Source organism: Streptomyces nidicola, from assembly GCF_050106155.1.
GTDB lineage: Bacteria > Actinomycetota > Actinomycetes > Streptomycetales > Streptomycetaceae > Streptomyces.
On sequence record NZ_JBNBPI010000001.1, the window covers coordinates 5347696 to 5368371 of the forward strand.

Genomic DNA, 20676 nt, shown 5'->3' on the forward strand with positions numbered 1-20676 from the left:
CGGTCGCTGTGCCGGGGTCGACGCCTCCCGCCCCGATTACGTCGCACCGGGATGCTGCCGTGCCGTGGTCGGCGCCTCGCGTCCTGGTTGCGGGGCACCGGGTGTCGGGGCTTTGTCGGGGTGGGCGCCCTTGCGTTCGGTGCCCGGCACCGTCCCTTGCGTTCGGCGCGCGGCACTGGTCCTTGTCCGGCTGTGCCGGTGCCCGGTCATCTCCCACCCTCCCGTCCCCTCCGGGGGCTTTGGCCTGTCCGGGGTCCGGGTTGCTGTGCCGTGGTCGGCGCCTCGCGTCCTGGTTGCGGGGCACCGGGTGTTGGGGCTGTGCCGGGGTGGGCGCCTTTGCATTCGGTGCACGGCACCGGTCCTTGTCCGGCTGTGCCGGTGCCCGGTCATCTCCCACCGCCCGCCCCCTCCGGGGGCTTCGGCCTGTCCGGGGCCCGGTTGCTGTGCCGTGGTCGGCGCCTCGCGTCCTGGGTGCGGGGCGCCGGGTGTTGGGGCTTTGTCGGGGTGGGCGCCCTTGCGTTCGGTGCTCGGCACCGTCCCTTGCGTTCGGTGCCCGGCACTGGTCCTTGTCCGGCTGTGCCGGTGCCCGGTCATCTCCCACCCTCCCGTCCCTCCGGGGGCTTTGGCCTGTCCGGGGTCCGGGTTGCTGTGCCGGGGCGGGCGCCTGTTGTAGCTGTTGCGCGGTACCGGGGTGCCGCCTTGCCGTGGTCGACGCCTCCCGCCCTGGGAGCGCGGCACTGGGGCCTTGGGGCTGTGCCGGGGACGGCGCCTGTCGTGAGGGGTGCGCCGCACCGGGGTGCCGCCTTGCCCACCCTGCCGCCCCAGGCGGCAGATTGCCCAAGTCGGCGACGGCCGACCGCAGAGGGTCGGGAGTCGTGTTTGCGGCGGGTGCCCATGGTGGTGGTTGGTCGCAGTGGGTGGGGGCTGTGTCGGGTGGCGGGTTGCCGAAGGTGCGTGCGGTTGGCCGGAGAGGGTGGGGAGTCGTGGTTGCGGCGGATGCCCAAGGCGGTGGCGGTCGACCGCAGCGGGTGGGGAGGCGTGGTGGGCGTTACCCAAGGCGGGGCAGCGTCGACGGCAATGGGTGGGGAGCCGCGGCCAGCGGAAGCCGCCCAAGGCGCGTGCGGCCGACCGCAACGGGCGGGAGTCGCGGCTGGCGGAGGTTGCCCGAGGCGGGGCGGCGTCGACCGCAGCGGGTGGGGAGTCGCGGCCGGCGGAAGTCGCCCAAGGCCGTGGCGGCGTCGGGCGCAACTGGTGGGGAACCGTGGCGGCCGCCGGATTGCCCAAGACGGGGCACCGCTCGCCGTCCCCTGTGGGGAACCGTGGCTGCCGCCGGATCGCGGTGGCGGCACCCCGTCGGGCCGACGCCCCCGGAGGGGGCGGGTGGTGGGAGATGGGCGGGAGCCGGGCGATTGCCCAAGGGCGGGCGGGACAATTCGATCCCCTGCGGCGGGCGGGCATCTCCAGTCCCGCTCCGGGACGAGACTCGCGGGGCCCGGGGCAGCGCCCCGAGCCCGTAACGCCGATTCGGCACCATCAGCCCCGCCGGCGCTTGAGGCGCGGGGTCCGGGGCGGAGCCCCGAGGCCGCAACCCCGGTGCGGGTCCCCGGGGCGGAGCCCGTGGCGTGGGCACCGGCCGAGGTCCGGGCGGAGCCCGTGGCGTGAGGACCGGCCGGGCCTGGGCCCGGGGCCGCGCCCCGTGGCCGGCACCCCGGTGTCCGCGACCGGCACCCCGGTCCCCGTGACCGGCACCCCGTGCCCCCGTGACCGCCCCCCCGGCGCCCCGCGCCGTAAAGGCACCCCCGTACCCCCACTACGCTTGAAGACCGGCCCACCCCCGTGGCCCACCCCCCGGAGCGGAGCGAAATGGCAGTCAATCTGGTCAACGTCGAGAACGTCTCGAAGGTCTACGGCACCCGTGCCCTCCTCGAAGGCGTATCCCTCGGCGTACAGGAAGGCGACCGGATCGGTGTCGTGGGACGCAACGGAGACGGCAAGACCACCCTCATCCGGATGCTCGCCAAGCTGGAGGAGGCGGACACCGGCCGCGTCACCCACAGCGGTGGCCTGCACCTGGGCGTGCTCACCCAGCACGACTCGCTCGACCCGAAGGCCACCGTCCGGCACGAGGTCATCGGTGACATGGCCGACCATGAGTGGGCGGGCAGCGCCAAGATCCGCGACGTGCTCACGGGGCTGTTCGGCGGGCTCGACCTGCCCGGCTTCCCGCAGGGGCTCGACACCGTGATCGGCCCGCTCTCCGGCGGCGAGCGGCGCCGTATCGCGCTCGCCAAGCTGCTCATCGCCGAGCAGGACCTGATCGTCCTCGACGAGCCGACGAACCACCTCGACGTCGAGGGCATCGCCTGGCTCGCCCAGCACCTCCGCAACCGCCGCTCGGCGCTCGTCTGCGTCACGCACGACCGCTGGTTCCTCGACCAGGTCTGCACCCGCATGTGGGACGTGCAGAAGGGCGACGTGTACGAGTACGAGGGCGGGTACAGCGACTACGTCTTCGCCCGTGCCGAGCGGGAGCGGATCGCCGCGACCGAGGAGGCCAAGCGGCAGAACCTGGTCCGCAAGGAGCTGGCCTGGCTGCGCCGCGGCGCCCCCGCCCGCACCTCCAAGCCGCGCTTCCGCGTGGAGGCGGCCAACGAGCTGATCGCCGACGTCCCGGAGCCGCGCGACAAGAGCGAGCTGATGAAGTTCGCCAACGCCCGCCTCGGCAAGACCGTCTTCGATGTCGAGGACGTCACCATCCAGGCCGGTCCGAAGGTGCTGCTCAAGCACCTGACCTGGCAGCTCGGCCCGGGCGACCGCGTCGGCCTGGTCGGTGTGAACGGCGCGGGCAAGACGTCCCTGCTGCGCGCCCTCGACGAGGCCGCCCGCAGCCAGGGCGACGTACAGCCGGCCGCCGGAAAGATCGTCGTCGGCAAGACCGTACGGCTCGCGTACCTGTCGCAGGACGTGACCGAACTGCCCTCCACGCTGCGGGTGTTGGAGGCCGTCCAGCAGGTCCGCGACCGCGTCGACCTCGGCAAGGGCCGCGAGATGACCGCGGGCCAGCTGTGCGAGCAGTTCGGCTTCGCGAAGGACAAGCAGTGGACGCCGGTCGGCGACCTGTCCGGTGGCGAGCGGCGCCGGCTCCAGATCCTGCGCCTCCTGATGGACGAGCCGAACGTCCTCTTCCTCGACGAGCCGACGAACGACCTGGACATCGAGACCCTCACCCAGCTCGAGGACCTGCTCGACGGCTGGCCGGGCTCGATGGTCGTGATCTCCCACGACCGGTTCTTCCTGGAGCGCACCACCGACAACACGTACGCCCTGCTCGGCGACGCCACCCTGCGGATGCTGCCGCGCGGCGTCGACGAGTACCTGGAGCGCAGGCAGCGGATGATCGAGGCCGCGTCCCCGGCTCCCGCCGCCGCCCCGGCCGCGGCCGAGAAGGCGGGTCCTTCCGCGGCCACTGGGTCTTCTAAAGATGTACGCGCCGCGAAGAAGGAACTCCAGAAGATCGAGCGGCAGATGGACAAGATCTCCGAGAAGGAGACCAAGCTGCACACGCAGATCGCCGACAACGCCACGGACTTCGGCAAGGTCGCGAAGCTGGACGCGGAGCTGCGTGATCTGGTCGCGCAGCGCGAGGAGTTGGAGATGCGCTGGCTGGAGCTTGCCGAGGACGCGTGAGCGAGGCCCTCTCCTCACCTTCCCGTCCGCACCGCGGGCCGGTCCTCCCCTGGGTACGGGGACGGACCGGCCGCTGCCTGTCAGCCGTGCGTGACAGACGCGAGTGATAGAAAAGGGCCGCCGGGACGAGAACGTCCGATCCGGCCCACGGCGACTGGCCTTGCCGCAACTCAACGTCCCCGAGGTACCCAGGTCATGACCCAGCCACCCCCGCCCCGCCCGCCGAACGAACCCCCGTCCCCACAGGGCGAATTCGGCGCCCCACCGCCCATGCCGCCGTACACCACCCCCGGTTACGGCACCTTGCGCACACCGCTCCCGCCCGTGCGGCAACAGAGGCAACAGCCGTACGAGCAGTCCCAGTACGGCCACCCGCAGCCACCCACCCGTAAAAAGGTGCCGCCGATCGCGCTCGTCATCGGCGCCGCGGTCGTGGCCATCGCGCTGATCGTCGGCGGCGGCTTCCTCTACGCCACGACGTCGGGTGACGACCCCGGCGTGGGCGCCACGGGCTCCGGCGGCGACAAGAGCGGCGACGGCTTCGGCGATTCCGCGGCGGAGCGGGCCCCGGCCGACCCGTCGGCGAGGCTGACGCTGCGGCTGCCCGCGCCGAAGGTGGCGAAGCGGCAGGTGGACAGCGTCCAGGGCTCCTGGCTGACCGACAAGACGTACGCCAAGGCGGGCGTGAACCAGATCGTCGGCTACGACGCCGCGAGCGGCAGGAAGACCTGGACGCTCCCGCTGTCGGGGCAGACGTGCGCGGGGACGGACACCGTCACCGACGACGCGCTCGCGGCCGTGGTCAGCGAGGCCGGCAAGCGGCCCAGGAACGGCGACCACAAGCCGTGCAGCCAGATCACGGTCTTCGACGTCAACACGGGGCACAAGCTCTGGACGCAGAGCCTCGGCCAGGGCTCGAACCGGCGGATCTTCGAGGAGCTCTCCCTCTCGGGCACCACGCTCGCGGCGGGCGGCGGTCTCGACGGCGGCGCCGCCTTCGACCTCAAGTCGGGCGCCATCCGGTGGCAGCCCGACACCGGGGAGTGCCAGGACCTCGGCTACCACGGCGGCGCCCAGCTCGTGACGGTCCGCAAATGCGGTACCTACGGCGAGCACGCGACGTACGACGTCCAGCTCCTGGACCCGGTGACGGGCCAGCCCAGGTGGTCCTACAAGATCCCCGCGGGCCTCGCCGGCGTAAAGGTCCTGTCCACCAAGCCGGTCGTCTTCGGCGTGGGAAGGGGCGCGAACTCGGCGGGAACGATCACCGACGTATTCGCCCTGGACAGCGGTGGAAGGCTCGCGAGCAAGATCTCCATCGACCCCAAGAAGTACGACTTCGCCTGCGAGGTCGGAAAGACCGAGGGCTGCGCGAAGATCACTGTCGGCAATGGCCGGATCTATTTCGCGACCCGGTCGCACGAGACCGACGGCGGCACGGGACCGGCCGACGAGATCGTGTCGTACTCCCTGGAGACGGGAAAGCGCACGGGTGACCGCATCACGGGAGGCGAGCACCACGACATCTTCCCGGTGCGCATGGACGGCGGAAACCTCCTGGCGTTCAAGACGGGGGCCGCCGCCAAGGGCAGCCAGATCGTGACGATCGACCCCCGGACCATGAAGCAGTCGACGCTGGTGGAAACACCGGCCACGCCTGCCGTACGGAACATGATCAGTGGCATGGCGCCGGGCCGCTCGAATTCCGAACTCCACTATTCCAAGGGGAGATTGTTCCTCGCTCAGCCCCTGATCGGCGAGCCCTACGCGGACGACGGCAAGCGGTACACGGCGATCGGTTTCGGCACCGGCTGAAAGAGGCCGCGAAGTCGCCCCGGGCAAAGGCTGCTTGGCGCTGGCTTTGCGTTCCTGTACCCCCAAACATCCCTCAATGCACTGGATTTCAGCATTGAGGGCCGCTTCTGGCCGGTAGGGGGCGCGCATCCTCGAACAAGCGTGTAGCTTCCGGGGGATGAAGGAGGACGGGGAGTCGGGGGGGCTCGCCTGTCCTTGGGGGGCCCGGGGGTTCGCGGGGACACCCGGGGTGGATTGGGGGGTTGGCCCGATGGGAGTGCGGCTGATGGTGGTCGACGACCACCGATTGCTGGCCGAGGCGTTGGCCTCGGCCCTGAAGCTGCGCGGGCACCGGGTGCTCGCGGCGGCCGCGCCCGCGGCCGGTGCGGCGGATCTGGTCATCTCGCGGGCGCCGGAGGTCTGCCTGCTCGGCACGGCGACCCCCGCGGAACCCGGCACCTTCGACCCGGTGATCCGCATCAAACGCGAGCGCCCGCAGGTGGCGGTGGTGGTTCTCGGCCCCGTCCCCTCACCAAGAGGCATCGCGTCGGCCTTCGCGGCCGGCGCCTCCGGCTACGTACGGCACGACGAGCGGATAGAGGGCGTCGAGCGCGCCCTGATGAAGGCGCGGGCGGGGGAGGCCGCGGTGGCCCCCGCCCTGCTCCAGGGCGCGTTCGCGGAGCTGCTCAACCCGGCGGCCCAGCCGGACGACGAGGGCCAGCGCCTGCTGCAGATGCTCACGCCGCGCGAGGTCGAGGTCCTGGTGCGGGTCGCGGACGGCGAGGACACCCGGCTGATCGCGGCGGGCATGGGCATCGCCCCGTCCACGGCCCGTACGCACGTTCAGCGTGTCCTGATGAAGCTGGGCGTCGGCTCCCGCCTGGAGGCGGCGGCGCTCGCGGCCCGCACGGGTCTGCTGGACCGGGCGGGCCCGGTGGGCTCGCCAGAACCCGAGTCCTGAGCTACAGTTGATCTTGTTGGTCGCCGCAACTCGCGGCGGGTGACCGCGCGTTGGTGGTCCAAGGAAAGACGCCCCGCTTCCTGCGGGGAAATGCAGGTGCAAGGCCTGCCCGGCGCTCCAGAAGTCAAGGCCCATTCCGTTCAGGCGGGATGGGCCTTGTGCGTTGTCCGGCGCGCCTACGGCAACCGCCGCCCCATCTTCGCCGAGCGGCGGTTGTGGCCCTTCGTGGCCCACCACTCCTCCAGCAGGGACCTGACCAGGTGGACGAGTTGGTCGAGGCGCTCGGGGTCGGGGGCCGCCGATGTGAGGACGTCGGTGAAGGACTTGTCGTCCCAGTGGAGGGTGAAGAGCCAGCGCTCCGGTGGCCGGGAGGGGGCCGTGACCGTGAGGTGGTACGTCAACAGGGCTGTTCTGTCCGGGCGGTGGCCCACCGTCAGGTCTTCGACGTCGAAGCGCTCCGCCCCGGCGCCCGCCGTGTACGAGCGTCGAAGCGCCCGCTCGGCCGGCGTCCCGGCTGCCCTTTCCGTTCCCATCCGCGCACATTAGCGAAGAGCAGGGGCCCACCGCTCTCCCAAGCGGTGGGCCCCTGCCCTGGTCTGCTGCCGGTTACTCGGACTTCTCCGTCGCCTCAGCCAGCTCCTCCGCTGTCGGCGGCTCCGTGGGGCGCAGCTTCATCCAGACCAGGAAGAACACCCCGAGGATCAGCATGCCGATGCCGGTCCACAGGTTGATGTTGATGTCCTGGGCCTTCTTGAGGTCGGCGTCGGACGCCGTGAAGCCGGCGATCGTGACGATCACGCCGTACACCACGAAGAGGCCGCCGATGATGCGTCGCACGTCGAAGAGGCGGGCCGCCGTCGCCGACTTGGCCTCGAGCTCCTTCACTTCCTCGACGTGCTGGTTCATTTCGTCGCTCATGTCGTGTTACCTCGGACCTCAGAAGGAGAACGGGATGTAGCAGATGACGGCGAGGACGATCGCTCCCCAGCCCAGCAGGGCCGGCTTGCGGTACCAGGCGTCGTCACCCTCGGCCGGCGGCTCCTCCATGCCCGGCGACTTCGTGCCGTACACGAGACCGGCCAGCTCCTCGGCGGGCTTGGACTTGGTGCAGAGCGTGACCACGAACATCACCACCGCGCCGACCACGAAGGCGACGATCGAGGAGACGAAGTTGGCGCCCTGGTCCGAGGGGATCGAGATGACGCCCTGCTTGTAGAACCAGAAGTAGTTCACCATCGCGGCCACCGTGCCGGACAGCAGCCCCCAGAAGCCCGCCGCCGGCGTCGTCCGCTTCCAGAACATGCCGATGATGAAGACCACGAACAGCGGGACGTTGAAGAACGAGAACAGCGTCTGCAGGTAGTTCATGATGTTGCTGAAGCTGCCCGCGATGAACGCGGTGCCCATGCCGATCACGACGCCGACGGCGGTGACGACGCGGCCGGTCGCCAGGTAGTGCCGGTCGCTCTGGCCCTTCTTGATGTACGCGGCCCAGATGTCGTTGGTGAACACCGTGTTGAACGACGAGACGTTGGCCGCCATGCCCGCCATGAACGCGGCGAGCAGACCCGTCACCGCGATGCCGAGGACACCGTTGGGCAGCAGGTCGCGCATGAGGACCGGGATGGCGTCGTTGTACTGCAGGCCGTCCGCGGACTTGCCGATGGACGGCTCCATGACCAGGGCGATCAGACCGGGGATCACGACGACCATCGGGATGAGGATCTTCGGGAACGCGGCGATCAGCGGGGTGCGCTTGGCGGCGGAGAGGTTCTTCGCGGACAGTGCGCGCTGCACCTCGGCGAAGTTCGTCGTCCAGTAGCCGAAGCTCATCACGAAGCCGAGGCCGAGCACGATGGTCAGCCAGTTGGCGCCCAGCGGGTTGGCGTCGCCGATGCCCGTGCCCTGCCAGGCCGTCATGAACGAGGAGCCGTGCGAGCTGGTCAGGGAGTCCGAGATGCCGTCCCAGCCGCCGACGCGCTTGAGGCCGACGATGGTCAGCGGGATGAGCGCGGCGAGGATGACGAAGAACTGCAGGACCTCGTTGTAGATCGCCGAGGAGAGCCCGCCGATCGTGATGTACGCGAGGACGAAGAGGCCCGCGATGACGATCGCCACCCACTGCGGCCAGCCGAGCAGCGCCTGGAGCACCAGGGCCATCGCGTACAGGTTGACGCCCGCGATCAGCACCGAGGAGACGGCGAAGATGATCGAGGACAGCAGGTGGGACGAGGGCCCGAAGCGGTGCAGCAGGAACTCGGGGACCGAGCGCACCTTCGACGAGTAGTAGAAGGGCATCATCACCAGGCCGAGGAAGACCATGGCGGGGATGGCGCCGATCCAGTACCAGTGCACCGTGTAGAGGCCGTACTGCGCCCCGTTGGCCGCCATGCCGAGGAGCTCGGTGGCCCCCAGGTTCGCGGCGACGAACGCGAGACCGGTGACCCAGGCGGGCAGGGAGCGTCCGGACAGGAAGAAGTCCAGGCTGGTCTTCACGGACCGGCGAGCGGCGAAGCCGATGCCCAGCACCACGACGAAGTAGATCGCCATGATCGCGTAGTCGAGGCCATTGGTGGGCAGCCGGAGCCCCTCGGCCAGGGTTGTTGTGGGGGACAGCATGTAGATCTCGCTTCGTTGCGCGAACTGAAACAGTCCGGAACCTACGCCTCCGGCTTCAATAAGTGAACAGTTCCGCTGACGTTCTTTGTTGGATTGTGATCGAGATCCCGTTCCGACCCCTCGGGACGACACGAGACAGCACAGAAAGCGCACAGCCCGCTGCGGGTAGTCGGTGCGGCCCGCTTCTCTTGACGCCGCTGTTGGCTTATGCTTTGTTGTGTTTGGTTCTGTTTGGTTGGTGTGATGAGGAGCATCGGACGTGAAGAAGACGTCGACCCGGCTCGCCGACGGTCGTGAGCTCATCTATTACGACTCGCGCGACGACGTCGTCCGGGACGCGGCCGACCGCCGCCCCCTCGACCCCACCGTCACCACCTCCGAGGTGCGCCGCGACCCACTGCTCGGCGACTCCGTGGCGATCGCCTCGCACCGCCAGGGTCGCACGTACCACCCGCCGGCCGACGAGTGCCCGCTGTGCCCCTCCGAGGGCGAGCGGCTGAGCGAGATCCCCGACTCCTCGTACGACGTGGTGGTCTTCGAGAACCGCTTCCCCTCGCTCGCCGGGGACGCGGGCCGCTGCGAGGTCGTGTGCTTCACGTCCGACCACGACAAGTCCTTCGCGGACCTCACCGAGGAGCAGGCGGGCCTCGTCCTCGACGCGTGGACGGACCGCACCGCCGAGCTCTCCCACCTCGACTCCGTCGAGCAGGTCTTCTGCTTCGAGAACCGCGGCGCCGAGATCGGCGTCACCCTCGGCCACCCGCACGGCCAGATCTACGCCTACCCCTTCACCACCCCGCGCACGGCCCTGATGCTGCGCTCCGCCGCCGAGCACAAGGAGCAGACCGGCGGCCGCAACCTCTTCGCCGATGTCGTGGAGAAGGAGGTCGAGGACGGCTCGCGGATCGTTATCGACGGCGAGCACTGGGTGGCCTTCGTGCCCTACGCCGCCCACTGGCCCTACGAGGTGCACCTCTACCCCAAGCGCCAGGTCCCGGACCTGCTCGCGCTCGACGACGACGCACGCACAGAGTTCCCCAAGATTTATCTGGAACTCTTGAGGCGCTTCGACCGGATCTTCGGTGAGGACCAGCCGGCGACGCCGTACATCGCGGCCTGGCACCAGGCCCCGTTCGGCTCGCTGGACGAGTTCGAGGGTGTCAACCGCGATGATTTCGCGCTGCACCTCGAGCTTTTCACCATCCGACGCACTTCCGGCAAGCTGAAGTTTCTCGCGGGTTCCGAGTCCGGCATGAGCGTGTTCATCAACGATGTGCCGCCGGAGACCGCGGCCGAGCGACTGCGAGAGGTAGCGAGCAAGTAATGGGTAAGGCCGTTTCCAAGAAGTACCTGGTCACTGGCGGTGCCGGCTACGTCGGCAGCGTCGTCGCGCAGCACCTGATCGAGGCGGGCCACCAGGTCACCGTCCTCGACAACCTCTCCACCGGTTTCCGTGAGGGCGTCCCGTCCGGCGCCGCCTTCATCGAGGGCGACATCCGCGACGCCGCCAAGTGGCTCGACTCCTCCTACGACGCCGTGCTGCACTTCGCCGCGTTCTCGCAGGTCGGCGAGTCCGTCGTGAAGCCCGAGAAGTACTGGGCCAACAACGTCGGCGGCACCATGGAGCTGCTCGCCGCGATGCGCGCGGCGAGCGTCCGCAAGCTCGTCTTCTCCTCCACCGCCGCCACGTACGGCGAGCCGGTCAACACCCCGATCACCGAGTCGGACCCGACCGCGCCCACTTCCCCGTACGGCGCCTCGAAGCTCGCGGTCGACCACATGATCACGGGCGAGGCGGCCGCGCACGGACTGGCTGCAGTGTCCCTTCGGTACTTCAACGTCGCGGGCGCGTACGGCAGTTGCGGCGAGCGGCACGACCCCGAGTCGCACCTCATCCCGCTCGTCCTCCAGGTCGCGCAGGGCAAGCGCGAGGCGATCAACGTCTTCGGTGACGACTACCCGACGCCCGACGGCACCTGCATCCGCGACTACATCCACGTCGTGGACCTCGCGGAGGCGCACCTGCTCGCCGTCGACGCCGCGCAGCCCGGCGAGCACCTCATCTGCAACCTCGGCAACGGCAACGGCTTCTCCGTCCGCGAGGTCATCGAGACCGTCCGCCAGGTCACCGGGCACCCGATCCCCGAGGTCGTCGCCCCGCGCCGCGGCGGCGACCCGGCCGTCCTGGTCGCCTCCGCCGGCGCCGCGCGCGAGCGCCTCGGCTGGAACCCGTCCCGCGCGGACCTCGCGGGCATCGTCACCGACGCCTGGGCCTTCGCCCAGGCCCGCCAGTAGGAATCAGGGGCTTCAACTCATGTCCGTCGACGCGCAGTTCAAGGACCTCTACGGGTACGAGCCCGCCGGAGTGTGGGCGGCCCCCGGCCGCGTCAACCTCATCGGCGAGTACACCGACATCAACGAGGGCTTCGTCATGCCGCTCGCGCTGCCGCACACCGCGGTCGCCGCGGCGGCCCGGCGCGAGGACGGCGTGCTGCGCCTGCACTCCGCCGACATCGACGCCCCGGTCGTGGAGCTGCGCGTCGACGACCTGGCCCCGCTCAGCAAGTACGGCCAGGGCGGCTGGGCCGCGTACCCCGCGGGCGTCGTCTGGGCGCTGCGCGAGGCGGGCCACGCGCTCACCGGCGCCGACATCCACCTCGCCTCCACGGTCCCGACCGGCGCCGGCCTCTCGTCGTCGGCCGCCCTCGAGGTCGTCACGGCGTACGCGATGAACGACCTGTACGAACTCGGGCTCACCGGCGCCGAGTTGGCGGTGCTCGCGCAGCGCGCCGAGAACGCCTTCGTCGGCGTGCCGTGCGGCGTCATGGACCAGATGGCCTCGTCCTGCGCCACCGAGGGGCACGCGCTGCACCTCGACTGCCGCGACCTGTCCATCCGCCAGGTCCCCTTCGACCTGGCGGCCCACGGCCTCCAACTGCTCGTCGTCGACACCCGCGTCAAGCACGAGCTGGGCGACGGCGCGTACGCGGAGCGGCGCGCGGGCTGCGAGGAGGGCGCGCGCGTCCTCGGCGTGAGTCACCTGCGTGATGTCCCGTACGCCGAACTGGGCAGGTCCGTCGCGGAGTTGGAGCTGGCCGGGGTCGACGAGAAGGTCGTCCGCTACGTCCGCCACGTCGTCTCCGACGACCACCGCGTCGAGCGCGTCATCGAGCTGCTCGACTCCGGCGACGTCCGCGCGATCGGCCCGATCCTCGTCCAGGGTCACGTCTCGCTCCGCGATGATCTGCGCATCTCCTGCCCGGAGTTGGACCTCGTCGTCGGCACGGCGATGACGTCCGGAGCGATCGGTGCCCGGATGACGGGCGGCGGCTTCGGCGGCTCCGCGATCGTCCTGGTGGAGTCGGACGAGGCCGACACCGTCACGAAGTCGATCGCCGACGCCTTCGCGGAGGCCGGCTTCACGGCGCCGCGGGTGTTCCCGGCGGTGCCTTCGGCGGGGGCGCGCCGTACCTCGTGACGGCTACCCCAGCCGCTTCGTCAGTGTGAACTCCTTGACCCCGGGCGGGTAGTCCGGGATCACGGACACCACGTCGTATCCGTGCAGCCGGTAGAAGCCCGGGGCCTGGAAGTCCCAGGTCTCGACACGGGAGCCCCGGCACTCGCGCTCCTCGTGAGCGAGGCGCTCCGCCTCCGCGAGGAGCCGGGAGCCGAGCCCCGCCCCGCGGTGCCGCTCGGCGACCCACAGCAGATCCACGTGCAGCCAGAACGCCCACGTGTACGCGTCGAGCCCCGCCGCCAGTGCGCCCTCCTCGTCCAACACCCATACCTGGAGCGGGACATGCTGGTCGGCAGGGGTGCCGCGCAGCTCGCGAAGCTCCGGTGACGCCGCCGTATTGGTCTCCCTCAGCAGCGACCGGAGCAGAAGGGCGCGCTCCTTGTCGACTTCTGTCTCGATGCGAAACATGCGCATCACCATAAACGCGCGGGACAGTCGCTGCTCCGCCAACCGGCAACCAGTTCTGCGAATTGACTTCCCCTGTGGGCCTTCGCCTCTACTCTGAGGACAGCACCGGTGGGGGCCGGTGCCGATCAGGGGGCGAGACAGCCGGGTACGACGCCCGGAGCGGGGGTAGCAGTTCTGCGCACGGCGGCGGCCGTGCCGCTGCGGCGACCCGTACTCCGGGCGCCGTACCTGTGTTGGTCCGACCCCGGCGATGGGGTATCCCCTGCTCCTTCAGGGAGCTCGGGGAAGGGGGTAATCACGTGGTTCGTATCCGGGTCCTGGTGGTCGACGACCATCGCATCTTCGCCGAGTCGCTCGCGGCGGCGCTCGCCGCCGAGCCCGATGTCGACGTGTCGGCCGCCGGGAGCGGCCCCGCGGCCCTGCGCTGCCTCGACAGGGCGGTCGCGGAGGGACGCCGCTTCGATGTGCTGCTGATCGACGCGGACCTGGGCGCGGCATCGTTCCAGGGCATGCGCGCGCCGACGGCGGTACCCGACAGCGCCTCGCAGGACGGCCTCGTCGACGGCATCTCCCTGGTGGCGGGCGTCCGTTCGGGCCAGCCCGCCGTCCGTACGGTGGTGCTCGCCGAGCGGGACGATCCGCGCCGTGCGGCGCTCGCGCTTCAGGCGGGGGCGTCCGGCTGGGTCGCCAAGGACTGTTCCCTGTCGCGCCTGTTGACCGTCATACGGGGCGTGCTGCGGGAAGAGACGCATCTGCCGCCGGCGCTGCTCACGGGCGTACTGCGGGAGTTGACCGCGGCGCGCAAGCACCGCACCGAGTCCGAGCGGCTCGTCGAGTCCCTGACGCCCCGGGAGCGCGAGGTGCTGCGCTGCATGGTGGCCGGTCTCGGCCGCAAGGCGGTGGCGGAGCGGCTGTTCCTGTCGCCGCACACGGTGCGGACGCACATGCAGAACGTGCTGGGCAAGCTCGGGGTCCACTCGACGCTCGCGGCGGTCGCACTCGCCCGCAGGGCGGGCGTGGGCCCGGCAGACCTGGAGGCGGCGAGCTGAGGCCTTACGCCTTGGCCCTCAGCTCGGTCCTCAACCCGGGATGTTGTCGAACGGTGCGGTCAACTGGCGGAGCAAACCCGCCAGTTCACCGCGCTGCGTACGCGACAGCTCCGCCAGGATCGCCCGCTCCTGGTCGAGCAACCCGGCCAGGGCCTGGTCGGCGCGGTCGCGGCCCTCGTCCGTGAGCCGGACCAGGACGCCGCGGCGGTCACTGGGGTCCGGCAGGCGCTCGACGAGGCCCTTCTTGGCGAGCCGGTCGATACGGTTGGTCATCGTGCCCGAGGTCACCAGCGTCTGCGTGAGCAACTGGCCGGGAGAGAGCTGATACGGGGTGCCGGCGCGGCGCAGTGCCGTCAGGACGTCGAACTCCCACGGCTCCAGGTTGTGCTCGGAGAACGCCAGGCGGCGGGCCCGGTCGAGATGGCGCGCGAGCCTGCTGACCCGACTGAGCACCTCAAGGGGCTCCACGTCGAGGTCGGGGCGCTCTCGGCGCCACGCTGAGACCAGACGGTCGACCTCGTCCTCCATGACGATCAGTGTAGGGGGTGTGTCGACATGAAGTCTCTTGAGGTCGACTATCTTGACATCGAGATACCTGCGGAAGACGCTTGACGACATGACGCCCACACCCACCTGGGACCCCCACCAGTATCTCCGCCACGCCGGCCACCGCGGCCGCCCCTTCGTCGACCTGCTCGCCCGCGTCCCCGCCCTGCCGGGGGAGCCCGCCCGCATCGCCGACCTCGGCTGCGGCCCCGGAAACGTCACGACGCTGCTCACGGAACGCTGGCCCACGGCCCGCGTCACCGGCTACGACAACTCGCCCCAGATGCTGGAACAGGCGGCCGCCCACGCCACCGACCGCCTCGACTTCGCGTACGCGGACGCGGCCGACTGGGCGCCCACGGAGACGTACGACCTGCTGCTGTCGAACGCGACCCTGCAATGGGTCCCGGACCACGCCGACGCCTTCCCCCGGTGGATCGACGCGGTGGCCCCCGGCGGCACGTTCGCCTTCCAAGTGCCCGGCAACTTCGACGCGCCCAGTCACGTCCTGATGCGGGAGCTGGCGGAATCGGCCCGCTGGAAGGACCGGTTGGCCGGGGTGCTGCGCCACGGGGACGCGGTGCTCACGCCCGCGGCCTACCTGGAGCGGCTCGCCGGCCTCGGCTGCGAGGTCGACGCCTGGGAGACGACGTACATGCACCTGCTGTCGGGCGCCGACCCGGTCCTCGACTGGGTCAAGGGCACGGGCCTGCGCCCGGTCCTCACGGCCCTCGCCGACGACCCGGAGGCGCGGGACGCCTTCGTCACCGAGTACCGGGACCTGCTCCGCGAGGCGTACCCGGCGACGGAGCACGGCACGGTGCTGCCGTTCCGGCGGATCTTCGTGGTGGCGACGCGCTCATGACGCTGGTCGGGGTGGACCACGTACAGCTCGCGGCGCCACCGGGCAGCGAGGAGGTCCTGCGGTCCTTCTACGTCGACGACCTCGGCATGACCGAACTCCCCAAGCCACCGGCGCTCGCGGCGCGGGGCGGCTGCTGGTTCCGGGCCGGGGCGGCGGAGCTCCACCTGGGCATCGACCGGGACTTCCGCCCCGCCAAGAAGGCGCACCCGGGCCTCTTGGTGCGGGACATCGAGGCGTACGCGCGGCGCCTGGCCGGGCGCGGGGTCAAGGTCGAGTGGGACGACCTGTTGCCGGGGTGGCGGCGCTTCTATTGCGCGGACCCGGTGGGAAACCGGCTGGAGATTTTGGAGCCAAAATCTCAACAATCCAGCCCCTGCGGCGATTGAGCAGGCGGCTCCGGTGTTGCGGCCTCGGGGCTCCGCCCCGGACCCCGCTGGCTCTCGTTGGAAAGGCGGGGCTTAATTTGCCCAGCCGTCGCAAGGGGGCCGGAGGGGCTCAACTCTTCCGGTGCCCTATCAGCCGCGGCTTCGGCTCCAGGCCGTCCAGGCCATGCCACGCCAGATTCACCAGATGCGCCGCGACCTCCGCCTTCTTCGGCTTGCGGGCGTCCAGCCACCACTGACCCGTCAGCGCGACCATCCCCACCAGCGCCTGCGCGTACAGCGGCGCCAGCTTCGGGTCGAAGCCGCGGTTCTTGAACTCGCGGCCGAGGATGTCCTCGACCTGCGTCGCGATGTCGGAGATCAGGGACGCGAAGGAACCCGTGGACTGCGGGATGGGGGAGTCGCGGACCAGGATGCGGAAGCCGTCCGTGTACTCCTCGATGTAGTCCAGGAGCGCGAACGCGGCCTGTTCGCACAGCTCACGCGGGTGGCCCGCCGTCAGCGAGCTGGTCACCATGTCCAGGAGCTGGCGCATCTCGCGGTCCACGACCACCGCGTACAGGCCCTCCTTGCCGCCGAAGTGCTCGTACACCACCGGCTTGGAGACCCCGGCCTTCGCCGCGATCTCCTCCACCGACGTGCCCTCGAAGCCCTTCGCGGCGAAGAGGACGCGACCGATCTCCAGGAGCTGCTGTCGCCGCTCCGCCCCCGTCATCCGCGTTCTGCGCGTGCGCCGAGCCTTCTCCGGCCGCTCGGGCCGGTCACTGCTCGCGTTGCCAGGGGTGCTTGAGTCGGTCGCCACGTCCCCATCATGCCGTGCCGCGCTCACGCGGCACCGGCGACCTTCTCCTTGCGGCGGGACGCGATGCGGTCCTGCGACGGCCAGCGCACGTCGTGCGCCCAGCCCAGCCGCTCGAACCAGCGGATGAGGCGGGCCGAGGAGTCGATCTGGCCGCGCTCCACCCCGTGCCGCGCCGACGTCGGGTCCGCGTGGTGCAGGTTGTGCCAGGACTCGCCGCAGGACAGGACGGCCAGCCACCACACGTTGCCCGACTTGTCGCGGGACTTGAAGGGGCGCTTGCCGACGGCGTGGCAGATCGAGTTGATCGACCACGTCACGTGGTGAAGGAGCGCCACCCGGACGAGGGAGCCCCAGAAGAACGCCGTGAACGCGCCCCACCACGACATCGTGACGAGGCCGCCGATCAGCGCGGGGAGGAAGAGCGAAAGCGCCGTCCACAGGACGAACTGGCGGGAGATCGCGCGGATCGCCGGGTCCTTGATCAGGTCCGGCGCGTACTTCTCCTGTGAGGTCTGCTCCTCGTCGAACATCCAGGCCATGTGCGCCCACCACAGGCCCTTCAGCAGGGCCGGCACCGTCTCCCCGTAACGCCATGGCGAGTGCGGGTCGCCCTCGGCGTCGGAGAACTTGTGGTGCTTGCGGTGGTCGGCGACCCAGCGCACGACCGGGCCCTCCACCGCGAGCGAGCCCATGACCGCCAGCGCGATCCGCAGCGGGCGCTTCGCCTTGAAGGAGCCGTGCGTGAAGTACCGGTGGAAGCCGATCGTGATGCCGTGGCAGCCGATGAAGTAGAACGCGACGAGCAGCCCGAGGTCGAGCCAGCTCACTCCCCAGCCCCAGGCCAGCGGCACCGCCGCGAGCACGGCCAGGAACGGGAGGACGATGAACAGGAGCAGTGTGATCTGTTCCACGGAGCGCTTCTTCTCGCCGCCGAGCGTCGCGGAGGGCGAGGTGGCGGGCGGTTCCGGCGCCGGACCGGGAGCTTCTTCGATCACATCGGTACTGGTGGCCATGGGAGTCCCCTGTAAGTCGAGGGTTGAGACGGGCTGAGACGGGTCAGGAGATCCACGGGGATCCGCGGACAGCTTGCTTACGGTTCCGTAACCTACGGCACCGTAAGTACGTAAGCGTGCAGCCGGGCGGCACGAGGCTCCAAGCCTCGCCGTCGGCGGTGGCACATATCCTTGGAATCGGTCGGACAGCGCGGTCCGCTCTGAATCTCCACCCCGGGTCTAGTACCCGGATCCGGGGATCCTTCCTCCCGTGTCACGTGCTTCACCATTGCAAGGAGCCGCACCTGTGAGCAGTGCCGACGAACAGACCGCTGCGACGAGCACCAGCGCCGAGCTGCGCGCCGACATCCGTCGGCTCGGTGACCTGCTGGGCGAGACCCTGGTCCGCCAGGAGGGCCCGGAGCTCCTCGAGCTGGTCGAGAAGGTCCGCCGACTGACCCGCGAGGACGGCGAGGCCGCCGCCGAGCTCCTGCGGGGCACCGAGCTGGACACCGCGGCCAAGCTGGTCCGCGCCTTTTCCACGTACTTCCACCTGGCCAACGTGACGGAGCAGGTGCACCGTGGCCGCGAGCTGCGCGCCATGCGGGCCGCCGAGGGCGGACTGCTCGCCCGCACCGCGGACCGTCTCAAGGACGCCGACCCGGACCACCTGCGCGACACGGTCAAGCACCTGAATGTACGACCCGTCTTCACGGCGCACCCGACGGAGGCCGCCCGGCGAAGCGTCCTCAACAAGCTGCGCCGCGTCGCCGAGCTCCTGGAGACCCCGGTCCTGGAGACCGACAGGCGCCGCTACGACACCCGCCTCGCCGAGAACATCGACCTGGTGTGGCAGACGGACGAGCTGCGCGTCGTACGCCCCGAGGTCACGGACGAGTCCCGCAACGCGATCTACTACCTGGACGAGCTGCACGCCGGCGCCGTCGGCGACGTCCTGGAGGACCTCACCGCCGAGCTGGAGCGCGTCGGCTTCAAGCTCCCCGAGGACAGCCGCCCGCTCACCTTCGGCACCTGGATCGGCGGCGACCGCGACGGCAACCCGAACGTGACGCCGGCCGTCACCTGGGACGTCCTGATCCTCCAGCACGAGCACGGCATCAACGACGCGCTCGACATGATCGACGAGCTGCGCGGCTTCCTGTCGAACTCGATCCGCTACACGGGCGCCACCGAGGAGCTGCTCACCTCGCTCCAGTGCGACCTGGAGCGCCTCCCGGAGATCAGCCCCCGCTACAAGCGGCTCAACGCGGAGGAGCCCTACCGGCTCAAGGCCACCGCGATCCGGCAGAAGCTGGAGAACACCAAGACGCGGCTCGCCGACAACACCCCGCACCGGGAGGGCCGCGACTACCTCGGCACGGCCGAGCTGCTGCACGACCTCAAGCTCATCCAGACGTCGCTGCGCGAGCACCGTGCCGGACTGTTCGCCGAAGGCCGCATGGACCGTACGATCCGTACGCTCTCCGCCTTCGGTCTGCAGCTCGCCACGATGGACGTCCGCGAGCACGCCGACGCGCACCACCACACGCTCGGCCAGCTCTTCGACCGGCTCGGCGAGGAGTCCTGGCGGTACGCGGACATGCCGCGCGACTACCGGGGCAAGCTGCTCGCCAAGGAGCTCCGCTCCCGCCGCCCGCTGGCCCCGACCCCGGCGCCGCTCGACGCCGAGGGCGAGAAGACGCTCGGCGTCTTCCACACCATCACCAAGGCGCTCGACGTGTTCGGGCCCGAGGTCATCGAGTCGTACATCATCTCGATGTGCCAGGGCGCCGACGACGTGTTCGCCGCCGCCGTCCTCGCGCGCGAGGCGGGCCTCATCGACCTGCACGCCGGCTGGGCGAAGATCGGCATCGTGCCGCTCCTGGAGACGACGGACGAGCTGAAGGCCGCCGACACGATCCTGGAGGACATGCTCTCCGACCCGTCCTACCGGCGCCTCGTCGCGCTCAACGGGGACGTGCAGGAGGTCATGCTCGGCTACTCCGACTCCTCGAAGTTCGGCGGCATCACCACCTCGCAGTGGGAGATCCACCGCGCCCAGCGCCGCCTCCGCGACGTCGCGCACCGCTACGGCGTCCGGCTGCGCCTCTTCCACGGCCGCGGCGGCACCGTCGGCCGCGGCGGCGGCCCCTCGCACGACGCGATCCTCGCCCAGCCCTGGGGAACCCTGGAGGGCGAGATCAAGGTGACCGAGCAGGGCGAGGTCATCTCCGACAAGTACCTCGTGCCGTCCCTGGCCCGCGAGAACCTGGAACTGACCGTCGCGGCCACACTTCAGGCCTCCGCCCTGCACACGGCGCCGCGCCAGTCCGACGAGGCCCTCGCCCGCTGGGACGCCGCCATGGACGTCGTGAGCGACGCCGCCCACACGGCGTACCGCAAGCTCGTCGAGGACCCGGACCTGCCGAACTACTTCCTCGCCTCCACGCCCGTCGACCAGCTCGCCGACCTGCACCTCGGCTCGCGGCCCTCCCGCCGCCCCGGCTCGGGCGTCTCGCTCGACGGACTGCGCGCCATCCCGTGGGTGTTCGGCTGGACCCAGTCCCGGCAGATCGTGCCCGGCTGGTTCGGCGTCGGCTCCGGCCTCAAGGCGCTGCGCGAAGCGGGCCTCGACACCGTGCTCGACGAGATGAACGAGCGCTGGCACTTCTTCCAGAACTTCATCTCCAACGTCGAGATGACGCTCGCCAAGACCGACCTGCGCATCGCCCGCCACTACGTCGACACGCTCGTGCCCGAGAACCTCAAGCACGTCTTCGACGAGATCGTGGCCGAGCACGAGCTGACCGTCGCCGAGGTGCTGCGCATCACGGGTGAGGACGAACTCCTCGCCGCGCAGCCCGTGTTGAAGCAGACGTTCGCGATCCGCGACGCCTACCTCGACCCGATCTCGTACCTCCAGGTCGCCCTGCTCAAGCGGCAGCGCGACGCGGCGGCCGCGGGCGAGGAAGCGGACCCGACGCTCGGCCGCGCCCTGCTGCTCACCGTGAACGGTGTGGCCGCGGGCCTGCGCAACACCGGCTGACCGAGGG

General features: G+C 70.5%; 17 protein-coding genes. 10 read left to right on the plus strand and 7 right to left on the minus strand.

Features of this window, described 5'->3' with window-relative positions; translation table 11 throughout:
- Window positions 1–1863 precede the first annotated feature (1863 nt).
- From ACOKM3_RS24375 to ACOKM3_RS24385, 3 genes are all read left to right on the plus strand, one after another.
- Window positions 1864–3687: an ABC-F family ATP-binding cassette domain-containing protein gene (locus tag ACOKM3_RS24375; RefSeq protein WP_426903162.1), complete on the plus strand. Its 1824-nt coding sequence runs from the start codon at window positions 1864–1866 to the stop codon at window positions 3685–3687.
- A 195-nt stretch (window positions 3688–3882) separates the two neighbouring features.
- Window positions 3883–5502 carry an outer membrane protein assembly factor BamB family protein gene (locus ACOKM3_RS24380; protein WP_426903163.1) on the plus strand — a complete coding sequence of 540 codons (1620 nt, stop codon included), beginning with the start codon at window positions 3883–3885 and terminating at the stop codon, window positions 5500–5502.
- A gap of 250 nt (window positions 5503–5752) precedes the next feature.
- On the plus strand, window positions 5753–6442 hold the full coding sequence (locus ACOKM3_RS24385) for a helix-turn-helix transcriptional regulator (protein ID WP_266711072.1): 690 nt from the start codon (window positions 5753–5755) through the stop codon (window positions 6440–6442).
- A 176-nt stretch (window positions 6443–6618) separates the two neighbouring features.
- On the opposite strand, the gene ACOKM3_RS24390 is transcribed toward ACOKM3_RS24385, so the two are convergent.
- The 3 genes from ACOKM3_RS24390 to ACOKM3_RS24400 all read right to left on the minus strand — a co-directional run bounded on the left by ACOKM3_RS24390 (window position 6619) and on the right by ACOKM3_RS24400 (window position 9061).
- Window positions 6619–6975: a hypothetical protein gene (locus ACOKM3_RS24390; RefSeq protein ID WP_426903164.1), complete on the minus strand. Its 357-nt coding sequence runs from the start codon at window positions 6973–6975 to the stop codon at window positions 6619–6621.
- A 73-nt stretch (window positions 6976–7048) separates the two neighbouring features.
- On the minus strand, window positions 7049–7360 hold the full coding sequence (locus ACOKM3_RS24395; protein WP_426903165.1) for a hypothetical protein: 312 nt from the start codon (window positions 7358–7360) through the stop codon (window positions 7049–7051).
- Window positions 7361–7378: 18 nt separating this feature from the next.
- On the minus strand, window positions 7379–9061 hold the full coding sequence (locus ACOKM3_RS24400) for a sodium:solute symporter family protein (protein WP_426903166.1): 1683 nt from the start codon (window positions 9059–9061) through the stop codon (window positions 7379–7381).
- A gap of 259 nt (window positions 9062–9320) precedes the next feature.
- Here ACOKM3_RS24400 and galT point away from each other — a divergent pair, with 259 nt between their 5' ends.
- Genes galT through galK form a run of 3 tightly spaced genes read left to right on the plus strand, consistent with a single transcriptional unit; the run spans window position 9321 to window position 12539 of the window.
- Window positions 9321–10385, plus strand: coding sequence for a galactose-1-phosphate uridylyltransferase (gene galT, locus ACOKM3_RS24405; protein ID WP_426903167.1), 1065 nt, complete (start codon window positions 9321–9323; stop codon window positions 10383–10385).
- A complete protein-coding gene (galE, locus tag ACOKM3_RS24410; RefSeq protein ID WP_426903168.1) occupies window positions 10385–11356 on the plus strand; it encodes a UDP-glucose 4-epimerase GalE in 972 nt (323 codons plus the stop codon). Before galT ends, galE begins: the two co-directional genes overlap by 1 nt.
- A 19-nt stretch (window positions 11357–11375) precedes the next feature.
- Window positions 11376–12539, plus strand: a complete 1164-nt coding sequence (gene galK / locus ACOKM3_RS24415) for a galactokinase (RefSeq protein ID WP_426903169.1) — start codon at window positions 11376–11378, stop codon at window positions 12537–12539.
- A gap of 3 nt (window positions 12540–12542) precedes the next feature.
- Here galK and ACOKM3_RS24420 read toward each other — a convergent pair whose 3' ends face one another.
- A complete protein-coding gene (locus ACOKM3_RS24420) occupies window positions 12543–12998 on the minus strand; it encodes a GNAT family N-acetyltransferase (RefSeq protein ID WP_426903170.1) in 456 nt (151 codons plus the stop codon).
- Window positions 12999–13285: 287 nt separating this feature from the next.
- Between ACOKM3_RS24420 and ACOKM3_RS24425 the strand changes: the two genes are divergently transcribed.
- On the plus strand, window positions 13286–14035 hold the full coding sequence (locus ACOKM3_RS24425; protein ID WP_266711060.1) for a LuxR C-terminal-related transcriptional regulator: 750 nt from the start codon (window positions 13286–13288) through the stop codon (window positions 14033–14035).
- Between the two features lie 30 nt (window positions 14036–14065).
- Here ACOKM3_RS24425 and tamR read toward each other — a convergent pair whose 3' ends face one another.
- A complete protein-coding gene (tamR, locus tag ACOKM3_RS24430; protein ID WP_266711058.1) occupies window positions 14066–14563 on the minus strand; it encodes a MarR family transcriptional regulator TamR in 498 nt (165 codons plus the stop codon).
- An 88-nt stretch (window positions 14564–14651) separates the two neighbouring features.
- Here tamR and ACOKM3_RS24435 point away from each other — a divergent pair, with 88 nt between their 5' ends.
- Entirely contained in the window at window positions 14652–15446 is a 795-nt protein-coding gene (locus ACOKM3_RS24435) for a trans-aconitate 2-methyltransferase (protein ID WP_426903171.1), read from the plus strand.
- A complete protein-coding gene (locus ACOKM3_RS24440) occupies window positions 15443–15832 on the plus strand; it encodes a VOC family protein (RefSeq protein WP_426903172.1) in 390 nt (129 codons plus the stop codon). The genes ACOKM3_RS24435 and ACOKM3_RS24440 overlap by 4 nt, the downstream gene beginning before the upstream one ends.
- A 109-nt stretch (window positions 15833–15941) precedes the next feature.
- On the opposite strand, the gene ACOKM3_RS24445 is transcribed toward ACOKM3_RS24440, so the two are convergent.
- Window positions 15942–16631 (minus strand): TetR/AcrR family transcriptional regulator, encoded by a 690-nt coding sequence (locus tag ACOKM3_RS24445; RefSeq protein WP_426903173.1) that lies wholly within the window; start codon window positions 16629–16631, stop codon window positions 15942–15944.
- Between the two features lie 23 nt (window positions 16632–16654).
- A complete protein-coding gene (locus ACOKM3_RS24450; RefSeq protein WP_426903174.1) occupies window positions 16655–17644 on the minus strand; it encodes an acyl-CoA desaturase in 990 nt (329 codons plus the stop codon).
- 286 nt (window positions 17645–17930) lie between these two features.
- Between ACOKM3_RS24450 and ppc the strand changes: the two genes are divergently transcribed.
- Window positions 17931–20669, plus strand: a complete 2739-nt coding sequence (ppc, locus tag ACOKM3_RS24455; protein WP_426903175.1) for a phosphoenolpyruvate carboxylase — start codon at window positions 17931–17933, stop codon at window positions 20667–20669.
- Window positions 20670–20676 lie beyond the last annotated feature (7 nt).

What these genes read in the sequence shown, in the direction of transcription:
- ACOKM3_RS24375 (WP_426903162.1), top strand. Translation starts at nt 1,864, where the DNA reads ATGGCAGTCAATCTGGTCAACGTCGAGAACGTCTCGAAGGTCTACGGC.
- ACOKM3_RS24380 (WP_426903163.1), top strand. Translation starts at nt 3,883, where the DNA reads ATGACCCAGCCACCCCCGCCCCGCCCGCCGAACGAACCCCCGTCCCCA.
- ACOKM3_RS24385 (WP_266711072.1), top strand. Translation starts at nt 5,753, where the DNA reads ATGGGAGTGCGGCTGATGGTGGTCGACGACCACCGATTGCTGGCCGAG.
- ACOKM3_RS24390 (WP_426903164.1), bottom strand. Translation starts at nt 6,975, where the DNA reads ATGGGAACGGAAAGGGCAGCCGGGACGCCGGCCGAGCGGGCGCTTCGA.
- ACOKM3_RS24395 (WP_426903165.1), bottom strand. Translation starts at nt 7,360, where the DNA reads ATGAGCGACGAAATGAACCAGCACGTCGAGGAAGTGAAGGAGCTCGAG.
- ACOKM3_RS24400 (WP_426903166.1), bottom strand. Translation starts at nt 9,061, where the DNA reads ATGCTGTCCCCCACAACAACCCTGGCCGAGGGGCTCCGGCTGCCCACC.
- galE (WP_426903168.1), top strand. Translation starts at nt 10,385, where the DNA reads ATGGGTAAGGCCGTTTCCAAGAAGTACCTGGTCACTGGCGGTGCCGGC.
- galK (WP_426903169.1), top strand. Translation starts at nt 11,376, where the DNA reads ATGTCCGTCGACGCGCAGTTCAAGGACCTCTACGGGTACGAGCCCGCC.
- ACOKM3_RS24420 (WP_426903170.1), bottom strand. Translation starts at nt 12,998, where the DNA reads ATGGTGATGCGCATGTTTCGCATCGAGACAGAAGTCGACAAGGAGCGC.
- tamR (WP_266711058.1), bottom strand. Translation starts at nt 14,563, where the DNA reads ATGGAGGACGAGGTCGACCGTCTGGTCTCAGCGTGGCGCCGAGAGCGC.
- ACOKM3_RS24435 (WP_426903171.1), top strand. Translation starts at nt 14,652, where the DNA reads ATGACGCCCACACCCACCTGGGACCCCCACCAGTATCTCCGCCACGCC.
- ACOKM3_RS24440 (WP_426903172.1), top strand. Translation starts at nt 15,443, where the DNA reads ATGACGCTGGTCGGGGTGGACCACGTACAGCTCGCGGCGCCACCGGGC.
- ACOKM3_RS24450 (WP_426903174.1), bottom strand. Translation starts at nt 17,644, where the DNA reads ATGGCCACCAGTACCGATGTGATCGAAGAAGCTCCCGGTCCGGCGCCG.